This window comes from Salinicola sp. CR57 (assembly GCF_003206585.1).
Taxonomy (GTDB): Bacteria; Pseudomonadota; Gammaproteobacteria; order Pseudomonadales; family Halomonadaceae; genus Salinicola; species Salinicola lusitanus.
On record NZ_PZJL01000007.1, the window covers coordinates 1 to 25,174 of the forward strand.

Annotated in this window: 20 protein-coding genes and 1 riboswitch; of the genes, 15 read left to right on the top strand and 5 right to left on the bottom strand. The window is 63.9% G+C overall.

The window, feature by feature from the left end; genetic code table 11:
* From DOM56_RS12835 to DOM56_RS12890, 11 genes are all read left to right on the top strand, one after another.
* On the top strand, positions 1-440 hold a 440-nt coding region (locus tag DOM56_RS12835; protein ID WP_157958234.1), incomplete at its 5' end, for an Ig-like domain-containing protein.
* 158 nt (positions 441-598) lie between these two features.
* Positions 599-5,146 carry a VCBS domain-containing protein gene (locus tag DOM56_RS12845; protein WP_110709400.1) on the top strand — a complete coding sequence of 1,516 codons (4,548 nt, stop codon included), beginning with the start codon at positions 599-601 and terminating at the stop codon, positions 5,144-5,146.
* Between the two features lie 32 nt (positions 5,147-5,178).
* Positions 5,179-7,401 carry a type I secretion system permease/ATPase gene (locus tag DOM56_RS12850; protein WP_198655772.1) on the top strand — a complete coding sequence of 741 codons (2,223 nt, stop codon included), beginning with the start codon at positions 5,179-5,181 and terminating at the stop codon, positions 7,399-7,401.
* Positions 7,385-8,788, top strand: a complete 1,404-nt coding sequence (locus DOM56_RS12855; RefSeq protein ID WP_110709402.1) for an HlyD family type I secretion periplasmic adaptor subunit — start codon at positions 7,385-7,387, stop codon at positions 8,786-8,788. Before DOM56_RS12850 ends, DOM56_RS12855 begins: the two co-directional genes overlap by 17 nt.
* A 41-nt stretch (positions 8,789-8,829) precedes the next feature.
* Entirely contained in the window at positions 8,830-10,179 is a 1,350-nt protein-coding gene (locus DOM56_RS12860; protein ID WP_157958236.1) for a TolC family outer membrane protein, read from the top strand.
* A gap of 13 nt (positions 10,180-10,192) precedes the next feature.
* Positions 10,193-12,112 (top strand): EAL domain-containing protein, encoded by a 1,920-nt coding sequence (locus tag DOM56_RS12865; protein ID WP_110709406.1) that lies wholly within the window; start codon positions 10,193-10,195, stop codon positions 12,110-12,112.
* 39 nt (positions 12,113-12,151) lie between these two features.
* Positions 12,152-12,844, top strand: a complete 693-nt coding sequence (locus tag DOM56_RS12870; protein WP_232822286.1) for a transglutaminase-like cysteine peptidase — start codon at positions 12,152-12,154, stop codon at positions 12,842-12,844.
* A gap of 116 nt (positions 12,845-12,960) precedes the next feature.
* Positions 12,961-13,494, top strand: a complete 534-nt coding sequence (locus DOM56_RS12875) for an EF-hand domain-containing protein (RefSeq protein WP_157958237.1) — start codon at positions 12,961-12,963, stop codon at positions 13,492-13,494.
* Between the two features lie 63 nt (positions 13,495-13,557).
* The gene (locus DOM56_RS12880; protein ID WP_198655773.1) at positions 13,558-13,875 is read left to right on the top strand and encodes a glutathione S-transferase N-terminal domain-containing protein; all 318 of its coding nucleotides are present in this window, start codon (positions 13,558-13,560) and stop codon (positions 13,873-13,875) included.
* A gap of 84 nt (positions 13,876-13,959) precedes the next feature.
* Positions 13,960-14,238, top strand: coding sequence for a peptidylprolyl isomerase (locus DOM56_RS12885; RefSeq protein ID WP_110602898.1), 279 nt, complete (start codon positions 13,960-13,962; stop codon positions 14,236-14,238).
* Positions 14,239-14,508: 270 nt separating this feature from the next.
* Positions 14,509-14,697 (top strand): CsbD family protein, encoded by a 189-nt coding sequence (locus DOM56_RS12890; protein ID WP_110709413.1) that lies wholly within the window; start codon positions 14,509-14,511, stop codon positions 14,695-14,697.
* A gap of 124 nt (positions 14,698-14,821) precedes the next feature.
* Here DOM56_RS12890 and DOM56_RS12895 read toward each other — a convergent pair whose 3' ends face one another.
* The 3 genes from DOM56_RS12895 to DOM56_RS12905 form a co-directional block, all read right to left on the bottom strand.
* On the bottom strand, positions 14,822-16,072 hold the full coding sequence (locus DOM56_RS12895; protein WP_110709415.1) for a dicarboxylate/amino acid:cation symporter: 1,251 nt from the start codon (positions 16,070-16,072) through the stop codon (positions 14,822-14,824).
* Between the two features lie 197 nt (positions 16,073-16,269).
* Positions 16,270-18,156 (bottom strand): phosphomethylpyrimidine synthase ThiC, encoded by a 1,887-nt coding sequence (gene thiC / locus DOM56_RS12900; RefSeq protein WP_198655774.1) that lies wholly within the window; start codon positions 18,154-18,156, stop codon positions 16,270-16,272.
* A gap of 91 nt (positions 18,157-18,247) precedes the next feature.
* Positions 18,248-18,380, bottom strand: a riboswitch (TPP riboswitch).
* A gap of 81 nt (positions 18,381-18,461) precedes the next feature.
* A complete protein-coding gene (locus tag DOM56_RS12905; RefSeq protein WP_110709419.1) occupies positions 18,462-19,352 on the bottom strand; it encodes a LysR substrate-binding domain-containing protein in 891 nt (296 codons plus the stop codon).
* Positions 19,353-19,590: 238 nt separating this feature from the next.
* Here DOM56_RS12905 and DOM56_RS12910 point away from each other — a divergent pair, with 238 nt between their 5' ends.
* A complete protein-coding gene (locus DOM56_RS12910) occupies positions 19,591-20,787 on the top strand; it encodes an MFS transporter (protein WP_110709739.1) in 1,197 nt (398 codons plus the stop codon).
* A gap of 87 nt (positions 20,788-20,874) precedes the next feature.
* On the opposite strand, the gene DOM56_RS12915 is transcribed toward DOM56_RS12910, so the two are convergent.
* Entirely contained in the window at positions 20,875-21,300 is a 426-nt protein-coding gene (locus DOM56_RS12915; RefSeq protein WP_110709421.1) for a VOC family protein, read from the bottom strand.
* 134 nt (positions 21,301-21,434) lie between these two features.
* Between DOM56_RS12915 and DOM56_RS12920 the strand changes: the two genes are divergently transcribed.
* Entirely contained in the window at positions 21,435-22,313 is an 879-nt protein-coding gene (locus DOM56_RS12920; RefSeq protein ID WP_110709423.1) for a LysR family transcriptional regulator, read from the top strand.
* A gap of 14 nt (positions 22,314-22,327) precedes the next feature.
* Here DOM56_RS12920 and DOM56_RS12925 read toward each other — a convergent pair whose 3' ends face one another.
* The gene (locus DOM56_RS12925; RefSeq protein WP_110709425.1) at positions 22,328-23,248 is read right to left on the bottom strand and encodes a LysR family transcriptional regulator; all 921 of its coding nucleotides are present in this window, start codon (positions 23,246-23,248) and stop codon (positions 22,328-22,330) included.
* Positions 23,249-23,382: 134 nt separating this feature from the next.
* Between DOM56_RS12925 and DOM56_RS12930 the strand changes: the two genes are divergently transcribed.
* Positions 23,383-24,111, top strand: a complete 729-nt coding sequence (locus DOM56_RS12930; RefSeq protein ID WP_110709427.1) for an SDR family NAD(P)-dependent oxidoreductase — start codon at positions 23,383-23,385, stop codon at positions 24,109-24,111.
* Between the two features lie 10 nt (positions 24,112-24,121).
* Complete coding sequence (locus DOM56_RS12935; protein ID WP_110709429.1) at positions 24,122-25,108, top strand: amidohydrolase family protein; 987 nt, start codon at positions 24,122-24,124, stop codon at positions 25,106-25,108.
* The last annotated feature ends 66 nt before the right edge of the window (positions 25,109-25,174 follow it).

Below are 25,174 nucleotides of genomic sequence, written 5' to 3' on the forward strand. Positions count from 1 at the left end.
TGGCCGCGGGTCAGCAGGACACCACACAGATCAGCTATACCGTCAGCGACGGTCAGGGTGGCACTTCTACCTCGACACTGACCGTGACGGTGACCGGTACTAACGATGTGCCGGTGGCCCGCGCCGATACCGGCAGCACGAGCGAGAACGCCACCCTCAACGTCGCCGCCGCCCAGGGCGTGCTGGCCAATGACAGCGATGTCGACGGCGGGACGCTAACGGTGAGTGCGGTCAATGGCGTGGTAGGTAGCGTGGGGCAGTCCATCGCTGGCTCCAACGGTGGCACCTTCACACTCAATGCCGACGGTAGCTACAGCTTNNCAGATCAGCTACACCGTCAGCGACGGTCAAGGCGGTACCGCCACCTCGACACTTACCGTGACGGTGACCGGCACCAACGATGCGCCAGTGGCCCGCGCCGATACCGGCAGCACCGGTGAAAATGCCACCCTCAACGTCGCCGCCTCTCAGGGCGTGCTGGCCAACGACAGCGATGTCGACGGCGGCACCCTGAGCGTCAGTGCGGTCAATGGCGTGGCAGGGAGCGTGGGGCAGTCCATCGCGGGCTCCAACGGCGGCACCTTCACGCTGAACGCGAATGGTTCCTACAGCTNNTCGCCTGGCCGCAGGTCAGCAGGACACCACCCAAGTCAGCTATACCGTCAGCGACGGCCAGGGCGGCACCGCCACCTCGACACTGACCGTGACGGTGACCGGCACCAACGACGTACCGGTCATCACGGGTGCCGACACCGGCTCGGTGATCGAGGACAGCAACGTCAATGTCTCGGGTAACCTGACGACCAACGGTGCCTTGACGGTCACCGACGCTGACTATGCCCAGAGTGCCTTCGTGCCAGGCAATGCCAGCGCTGCCGCCGGCACGCTGGGTGCCCTTGCCATCACGGCCGGGGGGAACTGGAGCTATAGCGTTGCGAACAGTGCCGTGCAGTATCTGAAAGCGGGTGAGAGCAAGATCGAGAACTTTACCGTGACCACTCTCGATGGCACGGCGAAGACGATCTCGGTGACCATCGTGGGTACCAACGAGCTGCCAGAGGCACGGGATGTCAGTGTCACCGGCACCGAAGATCCGTCACCGCTCATCGCGGTCAACCTGTCGGGTACGGATGTGGATGGTTCGATCGCCAGCTTCCAGATAACCGCCCTGGGGGCCAACGGCAAGTTCTACAGCGATGCGGCAGGCACCCAGCTTCTGACTGCTGGCGCCAACGTCGCGGCTAGCAACAATGGAGCGACGGTCTACTTCAAGCCCGATGGCAACTGGTCGGGTGCCACTTCGCTCAAGTACACGGCGACCGACAATCAGGGTGGCAAGGATGCGACGCCGGCGACAGCCACGATCAATGTCACGGCAGTGGCGGATGCGCCCTCGTTGACGCTGAGTGGCAATAGCGCCAACGGGCAGGGACTGCTGCGCGAGACCTTCGCCATCAATTCGCTCGGCAACAATGGCAACGGCGCTGATCCCAAGACCATGCAGACTGCCATCGACGGTGCCGGTACGCCGACGAGCAGCGGTAATACCACCACTGCCGCAAACGGCGACGTGGCCGCCGGTACCGCGACTCACCTCTCCGGCCTGATGTATCTGGAAGCGGGCAAGACCTACGCCTTCAGCGGGGTCGGCGATGACAGCATCCGTCTGCTGGTCGGCGGCAATGTGGTTGCTCAGGCCACCTGGGGTGGCTCCGCCGGTGCCTACTCAGGTTCGTTCAAGCCGAGCGTGAGCGGCTACTACACGCTTGACCTCTATCATCACAACCAGGCGGGCGCGGGCAACTACAGCCTCAATGTCGGCGTCAACGGTGGCACTGCAGTCCCGCTCAACACTTCCAACTATGTGCTGATGCAGAACGTCAGCGCGCTCGACGCCGCCAACGTCAACCACTCCGGGCTGCTCGGCGGCGACGGTAATGGCAACGGCTACTATCAGCTCTACGCCATGAACGAGGGCGACGAGGACTCGGTAATCCACCTGTCCAAGATCGCGGCGGCACTGACCGATACCGACGGCTCGGAGACGCTCGGCGGCGTCAGGCTGAGTGGTATTCCGGCAGGTGCCACCCTGAGCGATGGCAGTCATACCGTCGTCGGCAGCAGCGGGCAAACCAGCGTGGATCTAAGCGGTTGGAATCTCAACACGCTGACGCTCAAGCCGGCCGCCAACTACAACGGTACGATCAACCTGACCGCCGCGGTCACCTCGACCGAGGGCAGCAACGGCGACAGCGCGACGACCAGCGTGGCGATTCCGGTCACCGTGCATGCGGTCAACGACGCGCCGGTGGTCGCGGCCCAGGGATACAGTGCCACCGTCTCCGAGGAGGGGCTGCCGGGCGGCGTGCCGGATACGCAGGGTACGTCCGACACCACGGATTCGGCGACCGCCAGCGGCCGCGTGATAGCCACCGACGTCGATGGCGACAAGTTGACCTATACGCTTACGGCGCCGACCACGGTGTTGACCTCGGGGGGGGCGGCGATCACCTGGAGCGGCAGCGACAGCGGCACGCTCATCGGATCTGCCGGTGGCAAGGAGGTGATTCGCGCCACCATCGATGCCAATGGCCAGTATCAGATCACCCTGAAGGCTGGTGTGGACCACCCCGGCAAGGGCGAGGACACACTGAGTTTCAACCTCGGGGTCAAGGTCAGCGATGGCAGCCTGAGCGCCAATACCAGCGTCGCGGTCACCGTCGAAGACGACTCGCCGGTTGCCCAGTCCCAGTCGATCAGCTTCGTGCAGGGTGCGATCAGCACCAATGTGCTCCTGATCGTGGATACCTCCGGCAGCATGAACGACAAGGTGACCGTTGGTGGCGTCGAGCAGACGCGTCTCCAAGTGCTGCAGCAGTCGATCAAGGAGATGTTGACGAAGTACGACGACATCGGAAACGTCAAAGTGGCGCTGGCGCCGTTCTCGGATCAGCTCGATAGCTCACCCAAACAGTGGATGACGGTCTCCGATGCACTCAAGGCGGTGGATGCGCTGCAGGCCAATGGCGGCACCAATTATGACTACGCGCTGAGCAATGCCCAGACTGCCTGGAACGGCAGCGGCAAGCTGACCGGTGAGGTGCAGAACGTCTCGTACTTCTTCTCCGATGGCGAACCCACCTTGTCGAGCGCCTACCCGACGGCATCACAGGCCAACCCGGGCAACACCGTGGACGTCAATCGGGGCGACGGTATCGATGCCAGCGAAGAGGCGGCCTGGAAGGCGTTTCTCGGCAAGAATGCGATCGACTCACTGGCACTGGGGATCGGTGGTGACGTGAGTCAGACCTATCTCAACCCGGTAGCCTACGATGGCCGCACCGGCGATAACACCGATGCGGTGGTCATCACCAATCTCGATACGCTCTCGAGTGTCGTGAACGGTACGGTGCAGATGCCGCTGCTGCAGGATGGCCTGTTGAGCGGTACCGCGCATGGGTTGTCTTCATTCGGCGGGGATGGCGGCTACATCAAGAGCCTGGTGGTCGATAGCGTGACCTACACCTTCGACAAGAGCAGCGGCGCTGTCACTGTCTCCTCGAGCGGGGCCGTCTACACCTATGACAGCAGTTCGCACCAGCTCGGCATCACCACGGAGCTGGGCGGCAAGTTGGTCATGGACATGGATGACGGAAGCTACCGCTACACGGCCAAGCTGGGCAGCTTCGGCACCGACGCCATTCGCTACACCCTGAGCGACGCCGACGGTGACACCGCCAGCGGGGTGATGAACATCAACGTCAAGAACGGCGTCACCTCGGCGCATGACGACCACATCATCACTAATATCCTGAGTCCGAGCCTGAGTATTGGCGCCGACGTGCTGCTCGCCAATGACGCCATTGCGGCGGGTAGCACGGCGACCACCAACGGGCTGACGCTGACCACCGGCTGGAAGGATCGTGCGGCCGATTTCACCGCGACCAGCGTACAGACCCAGGACAAGCGCAACGCCGACAGTTTTGCCCTGGATCGCGGCAGCTTCTCCACCGCTGCCCAGGCAGCCAACACCGCGGCGACCGTGGTGCGCGGTAGTCTGGCCGGCGGCAACTGGCTGTCGGGATTCGGCAGCAATGCCAACGATCTCATGACACTGACCCTGCGTGCCGGAGAATCCCTGACCCTGGCGACCACCGTCGCTGGGGGGGTGGCCCTGGCCTACAAGGGCGCGGGGGATAATGGCTTCACCGCGCTGGCCAACGGTGGCACCTTCACCAACTCGAGCGGCGGGGACAAGAGCTACACCGTTGCGGTCATGAACGTGAAGGACAGTGGCTCCGGGATCTTCGACGGCTATGGCGCCGAGACCTATGACCTGTCGATGAAGATCGGCTACGCCAACGCCGCCGATACGGCCTCGACGCTGAGAACCGACTACACCCTCACCGACAGTCAGGGGAGCACCGACACGGCGTCGGTGACCGTCGACTACCAGCGCGGACAGACATTGACCGGCAGCGACGGCGACGACACCCTGATGGCCAACGACAGTGGCACGACGCTCAATGGGGGCAAGGGCGACGACGTGCTGATCGGCGGCAAGGGCAATGACATCCTTACCGGTGGTGACGGCGACGACATCCTGCGCGGGGGCGAAGGCAACGATACCCTGAGCGGTGGTGCCGGTCGCGACACCTTGACCGGCGGCGCCGGCAACGACACGCTCGACGGCGGCGCTGGCGCTGACCGTCTCGAAGGTGGCAAGGGCAACGATATTCTGACGGGCGGTGACGGCAGCGATACCTTTGCCTGGATGCGCGGCGACCAAGGCGCCCCGAGCGCCCCGGCGATCGATCGCATCACCGACTTCAAGGGCGGTGACGGCGGTGATCGGCTCGACCTCTCCGATATGCTCGACATCGGTAACTCGAGTCTTTCCAACGCCGACCTGGCCTCACTGGCGGCTCAGCAGTTGCACTTCGTCAAGGGCGAGGCCAGCGGTGCCCCGGGTACCGCCACCAGTGGCGGCTCGACGCTGGAAATCAAGACAGGTGGTCCGGACGGTGCCGTGACGCAGAAGATCGTCTTCAGCAACGTCGACATGACAACGCTCGGCGGTTCGGATACCGAAATCATCAAGTCGCTGCTGGATCACGGCAACCTCAAGACGAATCTCGACGGCTGAGGATGGCCGCCGAATGACAGGAGACCATTGGTTTGGTTGATGAACCGACACCGCTTCGTCCGGATCCGGCCGGGGAGAAGGAGATCGACCCGCTACTGGGTGCGCTGGTCTTTCTCTCCCGCCATCACGGCTCGCCGAAATCGGCCGATGTGATCAGCGACGGCTTGCCGCTGGACGATGGCAGGCTGACGCTGTCGCTGGTCCCGCGAGCCGCACAGAGAGCGGGGCTCTCGGCAAAGCTGGTGAGTCAGCGCGCCGATCGCGTGGCCGACATCCTGTTGCCGTGCATCTTGATCCTGCAAGGGCGGCGCGCCGTGGTGATGCTGGCGCGCGATGCCCAGCGCCAGCAGGCGACGGTCTACCTGCCGGAGGCGGACGGTACCCAGACCGTCGACATGGAGTCGCTGATCGAACAGGCCACCGGCCAAGTGATCTACGCTCGTCGGGAACACCGTTTCGATGCGCGGGCGCCGGAAACGGTCAAGCTCGCAGAAGGGCACTGGTTCTGGTCGACGCTCAAGCTCTCGACACCGATCTATCGTGACGTTCTGATCGCCTCGTTATTGATCAATCTGTTCGCCCTGGCGGCACCACTGTTCACCATGAACGTCTACGACAAGGTGGTGCCGAACCTGGCGTTCGATACGCTCTGGGTGCTGGCGACGGGGATGGCGATCGTCGTCGGTTTCGACCTGCTGATGCGTCAGATCCGATCGTGGTTTCTCGATACGGCGGGCAAGAAGTCGGAGGTGCTGCTGTCGGCCAAGATCTTCGCCAAGGTGATGAATCTGAGGATGGAAGCGCGCCCGGTATCGGTAGGCGCTTTCGTCAAGCATCTGCAGGAGTTCGATTCCGTTCGCGATTTCTTTACCTCGATGACCATGACCACCCTGGTCGATCTGCCGTTCGCGATTCTGTTTCTGCTGGTGGTATGGATCGTCGGCGGTGCGCTGGTGTGGGTGCCGATCGTTGCGCTGCTGATCCTGATTGGCTACAGCATCATCATCCAGTGGCCGCTGAAGCGCTCGATCGAGCTGGGCTCGCGCCTGGCGACGGAAAAGCATGCGCGGCTAGTGGAGAGTGTGGCCGGGCTGGAGAGCATCAAGCTTGCCAATGCCCAGGGCGAGACCCAACGCCGCTACGAGCGGGCGGTCGGGGAGATCGCCAAGTGGGGCGTCAAGAGCCGTAACCTCTCGACCTCGGTCTCGTCGCTGACCATGTCGGTCAATCAGCTCTCCACCGTGGCGCTGGTGGTGCTCGGGGTCTACCTGATCGGCAACGCCCAGCTGTCGATGGGCGGGCTGATCGCGGCCGTGATGCTGACCGGCCGTGCGCTACAGCCGTTGGCGCAGATGGCGCTGCTGATCACGCGTTTCGGTCAGACCCGCAGCGCCATGGCGGCGATCGACCAGATCATGCACCTGCCCGACGAGGTCGAAGAGGCCAAGAACTACGTCCATCGCGACAAGCTCAACATGCGCATCGAGTTCGATCACGTTGGCTTTCGTTACGGCGAGCAGTCACCGGAAGTATTGACCGATGTCTCGTTCACCATCGAACCGGGGGAGCGGGTGGCGATCATTGGCCGCATGGGCGCCGGCAAGAGTACCGTCGAGCGGCTGATGAGCGGTCTCTATCGTTCGACCGCGGGCAGCGTGCGAATCGACGGGCTCGATATCAACCAGATCCATCCCGCGGACGTGCGCCGGCATATCGGGTTCGCCGGCCAGGACAGCTCGCTGTTCTTCGGCTCGGTTCGCGACAACATCATCCTCGGCCACCCCTATGCCAGTGACGAGGCGGTTCAGCGCGCGGCGGATATCGCTGGGGTGGGCGAGTTCACCCGACGCGATCCCGATGGCCTGGATCGCCAGATCGGCGAGGGAGGACGACTGCTTTCCAGCGGACAGCGCCAGACGGTGCTGCTGGCGCGAGCGATTCTGACCAATCCTTCGCTGCTGCTGCTGGACGAGCCCGGCTCGCACATGGACAACCGCGCGGAGGCAATGCTGCGCCGCACGTTGCGTGACCTGCCCCGAAGCCAGACCCTGGTGCTGGTGACGCACAAGAGCTCGATGCTGGAAGTGGCCGACCGGATCATCGTGCTGGATTCCGGTCGGGTGATCGCCGACGGGCCCAAGCCCACCGTTCTCAAGGCACTCAACGAGGGGCGTGTCCAGGCCCCCGCGGAAACGAACTCCGCAACGCCCCAGGCCGACGGCCAGCAGGAGGTGCGCCATGGCCAGCGCGGATAATGTCGTCAAGTGGCCTCGGCCAAGCGCGCGCGAGCTCGAGCTGGCCGACGATGCCAGCGCCGCCACACTGCTGGCGACGCCGTGGCGATCGCGCATCATCATCTGGGTGCTGTTGGCTGCGCTCATCGCGTTCCTGGTGTGGGCAGGGCTGTCGAGCATCGAGGTGGTGACGCGTGGCACCGGGCAGGTGGTTCCCTCTTCCCGGCTACAGACGATCCAGAACCTGGAAGGCGGCATCGTCCGCGAGATCTACGTCGAAGAAGGCGACGTGGTCGACGCCGGCCAGCCGCTGGCACGGATCGATCCGACGCGAGCGACCTCCGACCTGGCGGAACGCAACTCGACCCTGGCCGGCTTGCAGGCCTCCGTGGCGCAGTACCAGGCGGAGCTTGCCTCGGTCACGGTATCGCCCGACGCCCCGGAGTGGCGGGATCAGGTCAGCGTGTCGGCCCAGAAGATTCCACTGAGCGATGAGTTCGAGGCCACCAATCAGGATATCTACAGCGCCGCCTCCAGCGCCTACAGCGAGCGGATCAACGGCCTGCGTTCCCAGCTCGATCAGGCGGCCGCGCAGATCCAGCAGCGTCAGCAGGAACTGCAGGAGTTGCGGGCCAAGGCGGATTCGCTGTCGCGCAGCTATCAACTGTCACGCCAACAGTTGGGTATTACCGCGCCGCTGGTGAAGGAAGGCATCGTCTCCCAGGTCGATCTGCTCAATCTGCAGCGTCAGGTCAACGATCAGCGCGGTGAGCTGGAGTCCGCGCAGCTGTCGATCCCGGCCAAGCAGTCAGAGTTGCAGGAAGCCATCAGCAAGCGTCGGGACGTTGCCGCGCAGTTCCGGTCGCGAAGCGCCGACGCCCTGACCGAAGCGCGAAACAAGCTCGACAGTCTCCAGCAAGGGCGCGTCAGTCTCCAGGATCGGGTAGATCGCACCCTGATCACGTCGCCGGTTCGAGGCAGCGTGCAGTCGATCAACGTCAATACCATCGGCGGCGTGGTCGATCCCGGTGCCAGCCTGATGGAGATCGTGCCGATCGAGGACCAGCTGCTGGTCCAGGCGAAGGTCTTGCCGCGGGATGTGGGCTTCATTCGTGTCGGCCAACCCGCCACGGTCAAGTTCTCGGCCTATGACTTCACCATCTACGGCGGCATGAAGGGGCAGGTCATGCGAATCAGCCCGGACACCGAAGAAGATGAAAAGGGCAATACCTTCTATGAGGTGACGGTCCGCACCGATAGCAATCATCTGGGCAAGAACGTCGACGACCTGGCGATCATTCCAGGCATGCAGGCCACGGTAGACATCATTACCGGTGAGCAGACCATTTTGCAGTACCTGCTGAAGCCGATACTTCGGGCGCAGCAGGGCGCAATGCGTGAACGCTGAGTGCGCAGCGAGACAAGAAACGGGGTGAGACAAGCGTGATGATGAAGAGATGGGTTCTGTCCGCCGGTATCGCGACATTAGCCGGCAGCGCTCAGGCGCAAACCTTGACCGAAGCCGTGACCCAGGCTGTCATGGAGTATCCCAGCACGCGCACCGAGATGGCGCGCTACCAGCAGAACCTGGAGGACGCCCGGGCGCAACGGGGCGCCTATCTTCCCTCGCTCGATCTGGAAGCGCGTGTCGGCTATGGCGAGAACGAGAGCGAGACCAACGGCGTCTCGCAGTCCAGCGACCCCCACAGCTATCGGCGCGCCTATCTCACGCTGTCGCAACTGATCTGGGACGGTAACACGACGATCGAGCGCATCCGCCAGGCGGATGCCGAGAGCGACTACCAGCGCTGGCAGGTCGCGGCGGCGGCCAATCAGGTGGGCCTGGTCACGGTTCAGAGCTATCTCGACGTGTTGCGGTCGCAGCGCCTGCTGGAGCTGGCGCAGCGCAACGTCGACACTCATCAGCGCATCGCTGCCGACATCCGGCGCCGTGAGGAGTTGGGGGCCGGTACGGCTACCGATACCAGCCAGGTCGATGGCCGTCTTGCCCAGGCCCAGGCGAGCCTGATCGCCGCACGCAACAACCTTGACGACGCCGTTTCCGCCTTCATCCGCTATGTCGGCGAATCGCCCAAGAACCTGACCTTGCCGGAGGACGTCGACATGCACGGCGTGCCCGGCGACTTCGATGCCGCCATGGCCATGGCTACGGCCAACAACCCGCTGGTCATTTCCGCCTCCCATTCGATCGCCGCTGCCCAGCACGAGGTCGCCGCCGAACGTGGCAATTTCCTGCCCACCTTCCGCGCCGAGGCGAGCCGACTGGCCAGCCGCGATTACGATTACGAAGGCAATGACGCGGATGACTGGAGTGCCGACTTGGTGATGTCTTGGAATCTCTATCGCGGCGGCATCGACGCCGCCGAGATGCGCTCCCGGGAAGAGTCGCTGCGTGCGGTGCGCTACGACAGCGATCGCTCCCTGCGCGAGATCCGCGACGAGCTGCGGTTGGCCTGGAACGCGCGCGACTACGTCACCAGCCAGTTGCCGTTCCTGCAGCGTCATGTCGAGGCCAGCGAACAGACCCGCGTCAACTATCGCAAGCAGTTCGACATCGGCCGCCGCACGCTGCTCGACATGCTCGACAGCGAGACCGAACTCTATGATGCCCAGCAAGCCCAGGTCCAGGCGACGTTCGCGCTGCGCCAGGCCAATTACCGATTGCTTTCCGCGACCGGGCAACTGCTGGACACGCTCCAGGTGGACACTGCCATGATCGGTGACGCCGGTGATCGTTACCCCGGGGTGAACCCTGCCAACGACCGCCCAAGGGGCTGACGAGGAGAGCTCCATGAGCCTGTTTCGACGTTCGATCGCCATCATGGTCGGCCTGCTGTTCCTGTTCTCGGCCGGTATCTTCGCGATCGAAGTGCACCAGACCCGAGCGTCCCTGGCCGAGCGCCAGCAAGCCGACGTCGATAATCTCGCCCAGGCGTTGAGCCTGTCCCTGGTGCCGTTCGTCGAGATCGGTGACTGGACCAGTGCCGAAACACTCATGCGAGCGGCAGCCGATGGCGGCTCGGTGCGCCAGCTCCGCCTCGAAGCCGTGGGAAGGGAAGAGCCTCTGGTGATCGGCTCGCGACGCGATAGCGACACACCCCAATGGTTCCAGCGTCTGGTGGTGCTGCCCGACGCCATCAGCGAGCGCGAGATCAGTGGCGGCTGGTCGGCGCTCGGCAGCATCCGGGTCGAGTCGGAACGAGCCGGCGCCTACGATCAGCTCTGGTATCTGGCACTTCAACTGCTGACCTGGCTGGCGATCGGCATGCTGGGCATCGTCGTGCTCTGCGTACTGGGATTCAAGCTGCTGCTAGGCCCGCTCAACCGGCTCTCTCGCAGAATCGCCGACATGCAGATCGACGGTTTCGACGAAGCGCTGGAACCCAGCCGTATCCGCGAGCTTCAGGGGATCACCGAGTCGGTGAATCGACTGGGCGCCAGGCTCAACCAGCAGTTCGAGCAGCAGGCGGAACAGGTCGTCCGTCTGCAGCGCCTGACCGAGCAGGACGCGGTGTCGCAATTGGGCAACCGGGCCTACCTGGCGCGGTCGCTAGACGAGTGGCTGGCGGCACCGGTGGGGGGCGCGCTGGCGATCCTGCGCATCGATCATCTGCAGGAGCTCTACCGGCGTGACGGTTTCGAGGCTCGGGACCAGGCGATCCGCAGCCTGGGCAGTCAGCTCAAGGGGGCACAGCTGGAAGGCCGTGCCGTTCTGGCTGCCCGGCTCTCTGCCGAGGAGTTCGCGTTGATCCTCCCGGATTGCGACGACGAGACGCGGGAGCGATGGCTCAGGGATACCCTGGATCGTCTCGACGATGTCGTCGATGCCAATCCGCTGGTCGAGACCCGTTTCGAACACACGCGGGCCGGCCTGGTGTTGAAGGAGCCTGGCATGACTCGCGAGGGCGTACTGGCCAGGGCGGATAGCGCCCTGCGCGACGCGATCGAACTGCGTCAGCGCTGGGTCGTGGTGCGTCCTGAAAATACCTTGGCGGCGCGGGGCCGGCAGGAGTGGCGCCAGATCATCGATCGGGCGCTGGAGACGCGCAGTCTCAGCTTCGTCGCGCAGCCGGTATTGCGGGTCGATGGCAGCGAGCTGCACCGTGAGGTGTTCGTGCGTCTCGACGAAGAGGGAACACAGCATCCGGCTTATACCTTCCTCCCTGTCATCAACCATTTTCAGTTGGGGGCGAAGCTCGATCGCGCGGTACTGGAGAGTCTGGGCGAGAACGTAGCGCGCTTCGAGGGCAGGCTGGCAATCAACCTGACGGCAGACTCGTTGGCGGAACCGGCGCGTTACCGCGAGTTGATCGGCTGGCTCGAGTCTCACCCTCGCGTCACCGAGCGGCTCGACCTGGAGGTCAGCGAGGAGATCGCGCTCGATCATCTCGATGTCGTGCAGCAGTTGTTCCGAAGCGCGCATCGCCTCGGCGCCCGCTGCGGTGTCGATCGCTTCGCGAGAAACCTCCAGGCGATGGCCTACCTGGCCAGGCTACGTCCCGATTACGTCAAGATCGACCAAGGCTTCTTCGTCCGCGAAGAGGTGGATACCGAATTCCTGAGAAGCCTCTGCATGGCGGCCCATCAGGTCGAGTCGCAAGTGATCGTGACGCGGGTCGAGTCGGATGAACAGCGTCAACGGGTGGAGGCGGTCGGCGCCGATGGTTATCAAGGCTACTTGGCCCCGATCTCCCCGTTGGCATTGAAGTGACCCCGGGGCACCGATTGGCCGGCCGGGCCTGAGCCGATGGTGACGAGCATCGTTCGAGGGAGCATCGGCCACCTGGCCCTGCCGTTGCTGGGCCTGCTTGGCCTGCTGGGCATGTTCCAGTTCGGGCCCGTGGCCCAGGCCCTGCCAAAGTTGCCGCCGAGACAGGAGGTGGTCTCGATCTATGGTCAAGCGGGATGGCAGCGCATCCAGCAGTGGCAGGTGCTCATCGATCGGCTTCAGGGGCGCTCGGTGAGCACGCAACTGGCCGGGGTCAACGACTTCTTCAATCAGTTGCGTTTCGTCGACGATATCGACGTCTGGCACGTGGAGGATTACTGGGCCACGCCCTTTGAGTTTCTCGGAGTCGGCGCGGGGGATTGCGAAGATTTCGCCATGGCCAAGTACCTGACGCTGCGCGAACTCGGCGTGCCGGACAGTCAATTGCGCCTGCACTACGTCAAGTACATTCCCTACGACCAGTTCCATATGGTCGTGACCTGGGCATCGAGCGCGACGACGCCACCGGTGGTGCTGGACAACATCGACAAACGGATCGAGCCGGCGTCCCGTCGAAACGACCTGCTGCCGATCTACAGCTTCAACGGTAGCCATCTCTGGATCAGCAAACTGGGAGGAGGCGGGCGTGAAGTCGGTGAATCCAGCCGGCTGAGTCTGTGGCAGAACTGGCAGCAGCGGCTGGATGACGGCTCGCTGCGGAACCCGCGGCGATGATGACATCGCCGGTATCGGGTATGAATTTCGAGGGAGACGAACGGATGAAGGCAAAGGCGACGAATCTCAACCCGTGGGTGAATGCGAGAACCGCAGTGCGGCGGCAGGCATGGCTCATGTCGATACCCATGGTGCTATGGCTGACGGCTTGCGCCTCGAACACGACGAACCACGACGTCGTTGTCGACCGGCCGACAGCCCAGGGGCCCAGCCAAGTCAGTGCCGACAATGTCTTCGATACCGCCGATAGCGATGGGGATGGCTCGTTGCTGCCACTGGATATCGAACGATTGGGGCTGGGTGGCGACTGGCACACCCTGGATGCGGATGGGAACGGCGCAATTTCACGCCAGGAGTTCCGGGATCAGTTCGCGTCGCCGCTGATCCAGGCGACCCTGCGGCTTCCAGGTGACGCCAAACCGATGCAGCCGCTGGTCTCCAGCGATTTCCTGTTGCCCCCCGAACCACCGGCCCAGCGCTACGTGCCCGCGCCGATCGAGACGGCGCCACCCGCGAGCATGACGGTGCCGACCGATGCACCGCTGGTGATTCCGGTATTGATCGACGATCAGGAAGCCGCCGCGATCGACCAGGCCGCCAGTGACGTGGCCACGCCCGACAGCGGCGACGCAACGGAACCGGTCAACTGAACGGCAGGCGGGGAGGTGGCGTCAAATCTCATGTATGACCGAATCAGGAGGTGGTTCAAGACCATGTTCTCAACGACCCCCATCGAGCGCTCCGCCGAAGCTCAGGCTGCCGTCGACCGCGCCTGCCGGGACCTGGCGCTCTATCACTTCATGAGCTGCCCGTTCTGCCAGCGCGTTCGCCATCAGATCCAGCGTCTGGCGCTGCCCATCGAGTTGCGCGACATCCAGCGGGATCCGGAGCGCCGCCAGGAGCTCATGGCGGGCGGAGGCCGCACCATGGTGCCGTGCCTGCGCATCGAGCAGGGAAATGGCGAGGTCGAGTGGATGTATGAGTCCGCCGATATCAATCGCTACCTCGCGGATCGATTCGAGGCGCGTTGACCAGGGTGGAAAACGGCGGTGACGCCGGGTGGCGTGTTTTCGTAGAATGCCGGTTCCCATTGATCAAGATTCAGGAGTGATGTCATGGCACAGGCCAGCGCCCGCCATATTCTCGTCGACAGCGAACAGCAGTGTCTCGAACTCAAGCAGCAGATCGAAGCCGGCAGTGACTTTGCCGAAGTGGCCCGCCAGCACTCTACCTGCCCCTCCGGTCGTCAGGGTGGCGAACTCGGCACCTTCGGGCGTGGCCAGATGGTCAAGGAGTTCGATGAGGTCGTCTTCAATGGCGCGGTCAACGAAGTCCACGGACCGGTCAAGACCCAGTTTGGCTATCACCTGCTGGAAGTGACCTCGCGCACCTGATCGCTTTCCCCCGGTTTTCCAGCGAGCCGCCTGTTGCCGGGCGGCTCTCGTCGATCCATCGCTCTCTTTCGTTTCTCTCCTGCGCCCCGTAACGATCCTCCTGGCCTGCGATTCGCCCGCCGCGAGCCCACGTGGTGAGAACAAATCTTTACCAATCTCCCGTTTCCACCTCCCAGCGGCGAACTATTCTGAAGTTACGTCCGCCGTTCCCGATCTCTTCGCATCGACGGCGGACGGATAAGGATATCCACGGATAACGAGGTAGCACCCATGACGACGCATTCGAAGTCGGACAAGACGGAAGGCAAGGTCGACAAGGTAGCTGGCAAGGTGAAAGAAGCTGCTGGCAAAATGACCAAGGATCGCGAACTCGAAGGTAAGGGCAAAGCCCAGCAGGCCAAGGGGGATGCCAAGTCCGCCAAAGGCAATCTGAAGGACGCCACCAAACCACGCCACTAGTCAGCACTGAATCTCGGTACACCGAGTCTGTCGGGCGTTGAGTGCCCCGCTAGGACTCTTCACGCAGCGGCCCCGTTGGAAAACGGGGCCGCTGTCGTTTGGAGAGGATGGCAGAGGCTGCCGCTCAGGCCTTGCCCGGCCGGTTGTACACTTCCAGGTCCAGCTCTTTTTCGCTCTTGCCGACCAGTGTCGTGACCATCAGGTCGCCGGCCACATTGACGCTGGTCCGCGCCATGTCGAGGATTCTGTCCACACCCGCGACGACCCCGATCGCCTCCAGCGGCAGGCCGATCTGCGCCAGCACGATCGACAGCATGATCAACCCGGCACCGGGGACGCCTGCCGTTCCGATGGAGGCCAGCGTGCCGGTGAGCACGATCATGCCGTAGTCCATCATCGAGAGGTCGGCCCCTACCAGCTGCGCCACGAATAGCGCCGCGACCCCCTGATAGATCGCGGTGCCATCCATGTTGATGGTCGCGCCCACCGGCAGCACGAAGCTGGAGACGCCTTCCGAAACGCCCAGGTTCTTCTGCGCGCAGCGAATCGAGACCGGCAGGGTGCCGGATGAGGAGGCGGACGAGAACGACACCACCAGGGCGTCGATGATTCCCTGCAGATAGCGCACCGGGTTGAGGCGACCGATCAGACTCAGCAGGCCGGTGTAGACGACCAGTACGTGAACGAGACAGGCGAGATAGACCACGCCGATGACTTTGGCCAGCGGCAGCAGTACATCCAGCCCGTACTGACCGGAGACGTTGGCCATCAGGCCGAAGACACCGAAGGGCGCAAACGCCATGACGATGGCGGTGAGCTTGTACATCGCCTCGGCGAAGCTCTCGAAGACCCGCACGACGGGTTCGCCCTTTTCGCCGATCAGCATCAGCGAGATGCCCAGGCCGATGGCGAAGACGATGATCTGCAGAATGTTGCCCTCGATCATTGCCTGCAGCGGATTCGATGGCACCAGGCCGACCACGATATCCACCAGCGAGGGCGCTTCGCCCGCCTGCTGCGGCGCGCTCATGGAGGCATCGGCGCCGGCACCCGGCTGGAAGATCGTTGCCGCAATCAGGCCAATGACGATGGCAAACGCGGTAGTGACCAGATAGAGCCCGATCGTGCGAGCGCCGACACGCCCCATCTTCTGGGGATCCCTCATGCCGGTGATGCCGACCACCAGTGTCGAGAAGACCAGCGGCACGATCAGCATCTTGATGCCGTTGATGAAGATATCGCCGAGAGGCTTGAACAGGCTGGCCTGCTCGCCCATCACCGCACCGGCAAGAACACCCAGCACCAGGCCGGCGATGATCTTCTGCCACAGGGGAATACGACGCCACAGATTGGGGCGGGAAGATGTTGCTGTCATTCACGGGCTCCTTGTGCAGGCCAGATTGCCGGGGGCAAAAGCGCGCATTCTACCCATCCCGGGACCCTTTGCGATCCGCTCATTCGAAAATGGGATGGCGTATAACTCGGTTGCGACCAAAGTCTCGGTGTGTCGGGTCGGATGTAGAAGCCTGCGTCGACACTTGTAGGCGACGCAGGCCTGCTGGCACGGCGGTGTCAGATTTCTCGGTAGAGCTCGCCGCCTTCTTGCTTGAACCGCTCCGCCTGCTGCTGCAGACCGGCTTCTCGCTCGTCTCTGGGGATGTCGGCGGCATCGCCACCAAATCGCTCGCGCACCTCCTGGGTGATCTTCATCGAGCAGAACTTCGGTCCGCACATGGAGCAGAAATGCGCCACCTTGGCCGAGTCCTTGGGCAGGGTCTCGTCATGGAAGGCGCGTGCCGTGTCCGGGTCGAGGCCGAGATTGAACTGATCCTCCCAGCGGAATTCGAAGCGCGCCTTGGAAAGCGCGTTGTCGCGTCGCTGCGCACCCGGATGCCCCTTGGCCAGGTCGGCGGCGTGGGCGGCGATCTTGTAGGTGATGATGCCGGTCTTGACGTCGTCCTTGTTGGGCAGGCCCAGATGCTCCTTGGGGGTGACATAGCAGAGCATGGCGCAGCCGTACCAGCCGATCTGGGCCGCGCCGATGCCGGAGGTGATGTGGTCGTAGCCCGGGGCGATATCGGTGGTCAGCGGGCCCAGGGTGTAGAACGGCGCCTCGTCGCAGCAGGCGAGCTGCTTGTCCATGTTCTCCTTGATCAGTTGCATCGGCACGTGGCCGGGGCCTTCGATCATCGCCTGCACGTCATGCTGCCAGGCGATCCGGGTCAGCTCGCCCAGGGTTTCCAGTTCGGCGAACTGGGCTTCGTCGTTGGCGTCGGCGATCGAGCCGGGGCGCAGGCCGTCACCCAGCGAGAACGAGACGTCGTACGCCTTCATGATCTCGCAGATCTCCTCGAAGTGGGTGTAGAGGAAGCTCTCCCGGTGGTGCGAGAGGCACCACTTGGCCATGATCGATCCGCCGCGGGAGACGATGCCGGTGACGCGCCTGGCGGTCATCGGCACATGGTGCAGGCGCACGCCGGCGTGGATGGTGAAATAGTCCACGCCCTGTTCGGCCTGCTCGATCAAGGTATCGCGGAAGATCTCCCAGGTCAGGTCCTCCGCCACCCCATCGACCTTCTCCAGCGCCTGATAGATCGGCACCGTGCCGATGGGGACCGGCGAGTTACGGATGATCCATTCGCGAGTCTCGTGGATGTTCTGCCCGGTGGAGAGATCCATGATGGTGTCGGCCCCCCAGCGGATGCCCCAGGTCATCTTGTCGACCTCTTCCTCGATCGAGGAGGTCACCGCCGAGTTGCCCAGGTTGCCGTTGATCTTCACCAGGAAGTTGCGGCCGATGATCATCGGCTCGCTCTCGGGATGATTGATATTGGCGGGGATGATCGCCCGGCCGCGAGCGACTTCGTCGCGCACGAATTCGGGGGTGATCTCCGCCGGCAGATTGGCGCCAAAAGAGTCGCCCGGATGCTGGTGATCCAGCATCGGATCGCCTGATGCGGCACCGCCCTGGCGTCGTCGCTGGTTCTCGCGAATGGCGATGAACTCCATCTCCGGGGTGACGATGCCTTGTCTGGCGTAGTGGAGCTGGGTCACGTTGGCACCGGGTCTGGCACGCCGCGGCGTGCGCTGGAGCTGAAAGCGCAGATTGGCAAGGCGCAGGTCGGCCGCGCGGATCTTTCCGTAATGGGAGGTCGGGCCGGTAAGCGGTTCGGTATCGCCGCGCTCGTCGATCCAGTTGCGTCTGAGTTCGGGCAAGCCACGGCGCAGATCGATCTCGGCGGCGGGATCGGTGTAGGGGCCGGAAGTATCGTAGACGGTGATCGGCTCGTTGGGCTCCAAGCCTTGGCTGGTCTTTGTCGGCGACAGCGCGATCTCTCGCATCGGGACGCGGATGTCCGGGCGCGAACCCTCGACATGGATCTTGGTCGACGCGGGCAGCGGGGCGATGGCGGCGCTGTCGACGCGAGCGGTATCGGAGAGAAACTGAGGTGATTTCATGGTGCTTTGTGCCTCGGGCATGACGTTGGGGTCAGGCCGGCGCACAGCGTAGGCGGGAGGAGCGCGAATCGACGGGATGGCTTCCAGAACGTGAGGCGCTCCGCTTGATCCCTACGCCGGTACTAGCCGGATCAGGTTCGTCGGGATCCGCCGTGGCGCCGGGCCCGGGGAGGCGCTGCGCAGGACGATCTCAGCCGGTTCCACCGGCACCCCGTCAAGCTGGCGATGACTGGCATCGCCATGGCCAGTCTGTGGCGAGGGCCGGGTCGGGTCAAGCGGAGTTTGCGGCCGGATCGTCAGGCGGCTCAAGTCGCTTCGGCATGTCGAACCAGGTCGACGAAATGCCGTGTCTGGGGCGTCTGCTGGTGGCGGAGGTGGGTCAGCCAGACTTCCGAGACGGCATCGTCGTCACTGATGGGGCGGTAGCGCACATTGTCGATCCGGATGTGTCGAAAGGAGGCCGGCAGAATCGAGACACCGAGCCCGCCGGCAACCAGACTGATGATGGTATTGGGGCCGCCGACCTCCTGAACCAGTCGTGGCGTCAGGCCCCGCTTGGCGAACAGGGCGTTGAACTGGTCCAGCAGACCGGTGCCGGCGGCCGGCGAGAAGTAGACGAACGGATGCAGCGCCAGTTCGTCGAGTGTCAGTGGCGCGGCACTGCCGCCGAGCGGGCCCTGGTCGTTGACCACCGCTATCAAGGGTTCGCGGATCAAGGTAAAGGCGTCGAGACCCTCCGGCAGCGTGGCCGGACGCATGATGCCGATGTCCAGGTCGCCCTCCAGCAGCGGCTTGATCTGGCGGCGGCTGTTGAGCTCATGCATGCGCAGGTCGACATCCGGGTAGCGCTGGCGATAGTGCATCAGCGTGCGCGGCAGCAGCGAGGTCAGCGGCACCGAGGTGGTGAAGCCGATCCTGAGCTGGCCGGTTTCGCCGCGCCCGAGGCGAGAGACCAGCCGTGAGGCGCGCTCGGTGCGAGCCAGTATCTCCCGTGCTTCCTCCAGGAACAGAAGACCCGCCGCGGTCAGTTCGACACGCCGATTGGTGCGCGTCAGCAGGCGGGTGTCGAGTTCGGTCTCCAGCGCCCGGATCTGCTGGCTCAGCGGCGGCTGGGAGATGCCCAGCCGGGCGGCGGCGCGGCTGAAATGCAGCTCTTCCGCGACGGCCACGAAGTAGCGCAGATAGCGAAGTTCCATTGAGTCGCAAAACCTCTCAAAAGCATCGAATAATATATTAGAAAGCTTAATCGAGGCGGCGTAACCTACCAATTGTTGAATACACGCCATCCGGGCAGGGCGGTCTCCCAGCCTCGGCTCTGGCTCCGGCTCTGATATCGAGAGCGAGACCGAGAACGGGAGAATCGGGTTGTCCCGCCACACATCATCCGAGATCCATGACGCGACACGGGCGGCGAATCGCCAGTTGGAACGCGAGATGGATGTTGTCGAGAATGATTTCATCGAACGTGGCCGGGCCGGTTACCGGCCCACCATGCTGGCGCTTTTCCTCGGCGCCTTTTCCACCTTCGTGCTGCTTTACTGCGTGCAGCCGCTGATGCCGATTCTTTCCGACGCCTTCGGCATCGACGCCGCCACCAGCAGCCTGTCGCTGTCGGTCTCGACCGGTATGCTGGCGACCGGGCTGCTGATCACCGGGCCGATCTCCGATGCGGTGGGGCGCAAGCCGATCATGACGATCGCACTGTTGTCGGCATCCGCTTGCACGCTGCTGGCGGCGGTGATGCCGAACTGGACGGGGATCCTGATCATGCGCGCCCTGGCGGGGCTGTCGCTGTCGGGGCTCTGCGCGGTGGCGATGACCTATCTCAACGAGGAGATCCATCCGCGCTACGTCGGCCTGTCGATGGGCCTCTACATCAGTGGCAACTCGATCGGCGGCATGAGCGGACGCCTGATCAGCGGGGTGATGGTGGATTGGGTGCCGTGGCGCTGGACGCTCGGCATCATCGGTATCGTGGCGCTGATTGCGGCGATCCTGTTCATGCGCTGGCTGCCGCCGTCGCGTCACTTCTCGCCGCGTCCGCTCAACTGGCGCAGCGTGCTGTCTGGATTCACCGTTCACTTCAAGGATCGAGGGCTGCCCTGGCTCTTTGCCGAAGCGTTCCTGCTGATGGGCGGTTTCGTCACCCTCTACAATTACATCGCCTACCGGCTGCTGGCGGAGCCGTATCAGGTCAGTCAGGCGCTGGTGGGGCTACTCTCCATCGCCTATCTCTCGGGCACCTATAGCTCGGCCTGGGCGGGTTCGCTGGCTGACCGCCTGGGGCGCCACCGGATCTTCTGGTTATTCATCGTGATGATGCTGGCGGGGCTGGCGATCACGTTGCTAGAACCGATCAGCCTGATTTTGATCGGCATCCTGATCTTCACCTTCGGTTTCTTCGCCGCCCACTCGCTGGCCAGCGGCTGGGTCGGCCAGCGTGCCAGCCAGGCCAAGGGGCAGGCGTCGTCACTCTATCTGTTCAGCTACTATCTCGGCTCCAGCGTCGCCGGGACGCTGGGCGGCGCATTCTGGTTCTGGGGCGGCTGGAACGGGGTGTCGCTGTTCATCGCGGTATTGCTGCTGGTCGCGCTGGCCATTGGTGCGCTACATCTCCGGCGGCTCGCTTAGCGGGTCGTTATCGCCATCGACACAAAAAAGCCGCCGATCGGAATCGGCGGCAATCACAAGACGTCGAGGGACGCGAGAGAAACGGTATTACTTGGCGAACAGCTGACCCATATCCTTGAACGCCTTGAACTCCAGCGCATTACCGCACGGATCGAGCAGGAACATGGTGGCCTGTTCGCCGGGCTGACCCTTGAAGCGCACGTAGGGCTTGATCACGAACTGGGTGTCGAAGCCCTTCAGGCGCTCTGCCAGGGCTTCCCATTCGCTCCAGCCCAAGATGATGCCGAAGTGGGGCACCGGCACGTCATGGCCGTCGACCGGATTGGTGTGCGCGGACTCCTGAGACGGCGTCGGCGGGTGCTCGTGAATCACCAGCTGATGGCCATAGAAGTCGAAATCGACCCACTGCTCGCTGGAGCGGCCTTCGCTCAGACCGAAGGTCTCGCCGTAGAACTGGCGTGCGGCGGGCAGATCGTGAACCGGAATGGCGAGGTGGAAGGGGGACAGTGCCATGGGAGTTCTCCTGAAAGTCGTTGGCCTGGGCGTCATTGATGTCGAGTCATTCTGGACGCGATTAAATTTGATGGAAAGCGCATAATATTGCTGTCTGATATCAAATTATTTGTATTCTAGTGGGCGTCGATCCCATGCTCAGAGAGCTCAAGACCTTTCTCGCCGTGGTACGCCACGGGACCTTCTCCGCCGCTGGTGGGGCGGTGGGGCTGACCCAGTCCGCCATCAGCACCCAGATTCGAAATCTCGAGGCCGACCTCGGCGAGCCGCTGTTCGAGCGTACTGGGCGCGCCGTCAGGCTCAACGCTGCCGGACGCCGACTGCTGCCCCGGGCCGAGGAGATGCTGGCCCTGGCCGATCGCATTCGCAATGCCGATAGCGATGACCTGACCGGCGAGTGGCACCTCGGTGCCATCGCCAGCGTTCAGAGCGGGCTGCTGCCCGATGTGCTGCGAGCTTTGGGGGTCTCGGCACCCGGAGTCATGACCCGGATCGTGCCCGGTGTATCGCTGACACTGCTCGATCAGGTCGACAAGGGCGACCTGGACATGGCGATGATCGTCCAGCCCCCCTTTGCGCTACCCGGCGATCTCCACGCTCGCGTGATCGCCCGCGAACCCTTCGTGATGATAGCGCCGGCCGATAGCGATGGTGAGAGCGTCGAAGCACTGCTCGAGACCCATCCGCTGGTGCTCTACGACCGGGGCTCCTTCGGTGGACGTCAGGTGGTCCGCTTTCTCGAGCGGCGGCGACTGCGTCCGGCGATTCGGCTGGAACTCGACGAGATCGACGCGATTGCCAGAATGGTCGAATTCGGTCTGGGCGTGGCGCTGATTCCGCTGACCGGGCTGTGGCGACATCGGCAACCGCCGCCGGTAAGGATCGTGGCGTTGGGAGAGCAGACGTTTTACCGCGAGTTGGTGATGGTCTCGCGCCTTTCACCGACGCAGTCGCCGCTGGTGGCGGTGATCGAGGCAGCATTGACGACAGCCGGCCTCGAGGAGATCGGGTGATCGACGCCGGAAGCTCAAGTCTCCCGATAGGCCGCGCGGCAGGTCGATATCACCAGTTCCCGGAACCAGCGATGAGCCGGGCCGGCACCCAGCCGCGGATGCCACAGCGCCGAGATCGTGAACGGATCGATCGGTGCGGGGAGCTCGAACGCCACCAGGGGTTTGGGATCTTCGTGCCGTTGCACCGGCATCAGGCAGGAGTGGGGTACTAGCGTGATCCGATCGGTGTGGCGAGCGATCCGCAAGGCATCCGAGAAGCCCGGCACGATGACGCCGAATTCCCGGTCGAGGCTGAGTGCGCTCAACGCCTTTTCCATCGGTCCGGTGAATTCGCCGCTGGGAGACGCCATCACGTGCCGACACGCGGCAAGGCGTTCCCGCGTGATGGCGCTATCGAGCAACGCATGGCCCTGGCTCGCGACGCCGACGAAGCGGTCTTGAAATAGCCCCCGCGTCAGCAGCTCCGGCGCGGTGGTCTCGATGACCCCGACCTCGAGGTCGAGCTGCCCCTCACGCAGGGGTTCTATCGCTTTGGTCGGCTTGGGCACGAAGCGCAGGCACACCCTCGGCGCGGCTTCCGCAATGGCATTCACCAGCGGCACCGAAAAGCGCTCGACGAACGACGCGTTGGTGCGCAGGGTGAACGTCCGCTCCAGCGTCGAGAGATCGAGGTCGTGTGGGCGTGGACGCAGGATCGAGCGCGACTCCCGCGCCAGTTCATGAACGCGATCGCGTAGCGAGGAGGCGTGGGGGGTAGGTACCAGCCCGCGCCCCGCCCGCACCAGCAGCGGATCTCCCGTCGCCTCGCGCAGACGCTTGAGCGTGCGGCTCATCGCCGACGCGCTGAGGTTCAAGCGCTTCGCGGCCGCTGTCACGCTGCCCTCTTCCAGCAGCACGTCCAGTGCGATGAGAAGGTTCAGATCGATGTCGTTCATCGACTCACGGTAACCGAGACCCTGCTTCTGGACTAGCGTTTGATGCAATGATCATGTGCATGTCATGCGTCTGGTGCGTTGTCACGCCGACCGCCATCCTTGAGATGAACCCAACATCCATGAGGTCACTTCCCATGACGACAATTGCCAATCGCCTGACCGCCCTGATCGTGGGCGCCTCGCGGGGTCTGGGCCACGCCATCGCCGCGGAGCTGCTGGCGCGAGGCGCGACACCGGAAACCGAGTGGGACGTCATCGGCACGGTTCGCGCCGGTGCCGAGCAGACGCCGTTGCACACCCTGGCGGACGACAATCCCGGCCGGGTCGAGATCGAGACCCTCGACGTCACGGATCCGGATCAGATCGACGCGCTGCACCAACGCCTGGCGGGGCGGTCGATCGATCTGCTGTTCGTCAATGCCGGGACCACCAACCGGGACCCCGATCAGGCCATCGGCACCATCTCCACCGAAGCGTTCACCCGGATCATGATCACCAACGCGCTCAGTCCGATGCGCGTGATCGAGAAGTTCGAGCCTCTGGTGCCGACGTCGGGACTGATCGGCGTGATGTCTTCCGGGCAGGGCAGCATCGCCAACAACGAGAACGGCATGCGCGAGCTCTACCGGGGCAGCAAGGCCGCGCTCAACATGTTCATGCGCAGCTTCGCGGCGCGTCACGCCGCTACCGGACGGGCAGTGCTGGTGATGGCGCCGGGCTGGATTCGTACCGACCTGGGGGGAGATGACGCGCCCTATACGATGGAAGAGGCGGTGCCAGCGATCGTCGATGTCCTGCTGGAGAAGAGAAGCCGGCCGGGCATCGAGTATCTCGACCGCTTCGGCAAGATCGTGCCGTGGTGAGGCTGTCGCCATGCATCTGATCGGGATCGAAGAGCATTTCCTGACGCCGGAGATCGATCGCGCCTGGCGCTCGCTGGGGCTGGAACAGACGGACCCGAGCGTGGCGCTGCATGCCGGGACCTGGCACGGACGGCTGATGAATCTGGCCGACGAGCGTCTGGCGCTGATGGATGAAACGGGGCTGGACGTGCAGGTCCTCTCGCTGACCACGCCGGCACTGCACGACCTGGGTGTGGAGAGTGTCGATATCGCCAGACGCACCAATGACACCCTGGCGGCGGCGGTCGCCCGGTATCCGCAGCGCTTTCAGGCGCTGGCGACGCTACCCGTCTCGCAGCCCGAGGCGGCGGCGCTGGAGCTCGAGCGCTGCATCGACGAGCTCGGCTTCAAGGGCACGATGCTGTGTGGACGGGTCGGTTCGCGGCACCTGGACGATCCCGCCCTGATGCCCATCCTCGCCCAGGCGGAAAGCCTGGGCGTGCCGGTGCTGCTGCACCCGCGCGTGCCGCCGCCGGCGGTGAGACAAGCCTACTATGGTGGGATATCGCCGGCGCTCGATACGGCTTTGGCGACCTACGGCCTCGGTTGGCATTACGACGCCGGTCTCCAGTTTCTACGGCTGGTGCTGGCTGGCACGTTCGACCGTTTGCCGCGACTGCAGGTGATTCTGGGCCACTGGGGCGAGATGGTGCTGTTCTATATCGAGCGACTTGCTGCCATGGAGCGTGTGGCGTCGCTCTCCCGGCCCATTGCCGACTACTGTCGCGCCAATCTCTACGTCACCGCCAGCGGCATGTTCCTGCCGCACTATCTGGCCCGGGCGGCGGCGGTGGTCGGTCATGAACGACTGCTGTTCTCCACGGATTTTCCCTATCAATATCGCGCGGGCGGCGATGCGCGGGCTTTCCTCGAGCGGTGCGGCCTGGCGGGGCGTGCCAAGGCGGCCTTCGCCCATGGCAACTGGCAACGTCTCACCCGGGGAGCGGGCGTGTCCTGAGCCCGCTCCCGACGATTGCGTGAAACGAACGCGGGGAAAGAATTCGCTGATCATCGGGCGCCGGAC

Coding starts and splice junctions, on each gene's coding strand:
- DOM56_RS12860 (WP_157958236.1), top strand. CDS start 8,830: ATGAAGAGATGGGTTCTGTCCGCCGGTATCGCGACATTAGCCGGCAGC.
- DOM56_RS12890 (WP_110709413.1), top strand. CDS start 14,509: ATGACGACGCATTCGAAGTCGGACAAGACGGAAGGCAAGGTCGACAAG.
- DOM56_RS12930 (WP_110709427.1), top strand. CDS start 23,383: ATGACGACAATTGCCAATCGCCTGACCGCCCTGATCGTGGGCGCCTCG.
- DOM56_RS12935 (WP_110709429.1), top strand. CDS start 24,122: ATGCATCTGATCGGGATCGAAGAGCATTTCCTGACGCCGGAGATCGAT.
- thiC (WP_198655774.1), bottom strand. CDS start 18,156: ATGAAATCACCTCAGTTTCTCTCCGATACCGCTCGCGTCGACAGCGCC.
- DOM56_RS12875 (WP_157958237.1), top strand. CDS start 12,961: ATGTCGATACCCATGGTGCTATGGCTGACGGCTTGCGCCTCGAACACG.
- DOM56_RS12910 (WP_110709739.1), top strand. CDS start 19,591: ATGGATGTTGTCGAGAATGATTTCATCGAACGTGGCCGGGCCGGTTAC.
- DOM56_RS12865 (WP_110709406.1), top strand. CDS start 10,193: ATGAGCCTGTTTCGACGTTCGATCGCCATCATGGTCGGCCTGCTGTTC.
- DOM56_RS12885 (WP_110602898.1), top strand. CDS start 13,960: ATGGCACAGGCCAGCGCCCGCCATATTCTCGTCGACAGCGAACAGCAG.
- DOM56_RS12920 (WP_110709423.1), top strand. CDS start 21,435: ATGCTCAGAGAGCTCAAGACCTTTCTCGCCGTGGTACGCCACGGGACC.
- DOM56_RS12880 (WP_198655773.1), top strand. CDS start 13,558: ATGTTCTCAACGACCCCCATCGAGCGCTCCGCCGAAGCTCAGGCTGCC.
- DOM56_RS12915 (WP_110709421.1), bottom strand. CDS start 21,300: ATGGCACTGTCCCCCTTCCACCTCGCCATTCCGGTTCACGATCTGCCC.
- DOM56_RS12855 (WP_110709402.1), top strand. CDS start 7,385: ATGGCCAGCGCGGATAATGTCGTCAAGTGGCCTCGGCCAAGCGCGCGC.
- DOM56_RS12895 (WP_110709415.1), bottom strand. CDS start 16,072: ATGACAGCAACATCTTCCCGCCCCAATCTGTGGCGTCGTATTCCCCTG.
- DOM56_RS12905 (WP_110709419.1), bottom strand. CDS start 19,352: ATGGAACTTCGCTATCTGCGCTACTTCGTGGCCGTCGCGGAAGAGCTG.
- DOM56_RS12925 (WP_110709425.1), bottom strand. CDS start 23,248: ATGAACGACATCGATCTGAACCTTCTCATCGCACTGGACGTGCTGCTG.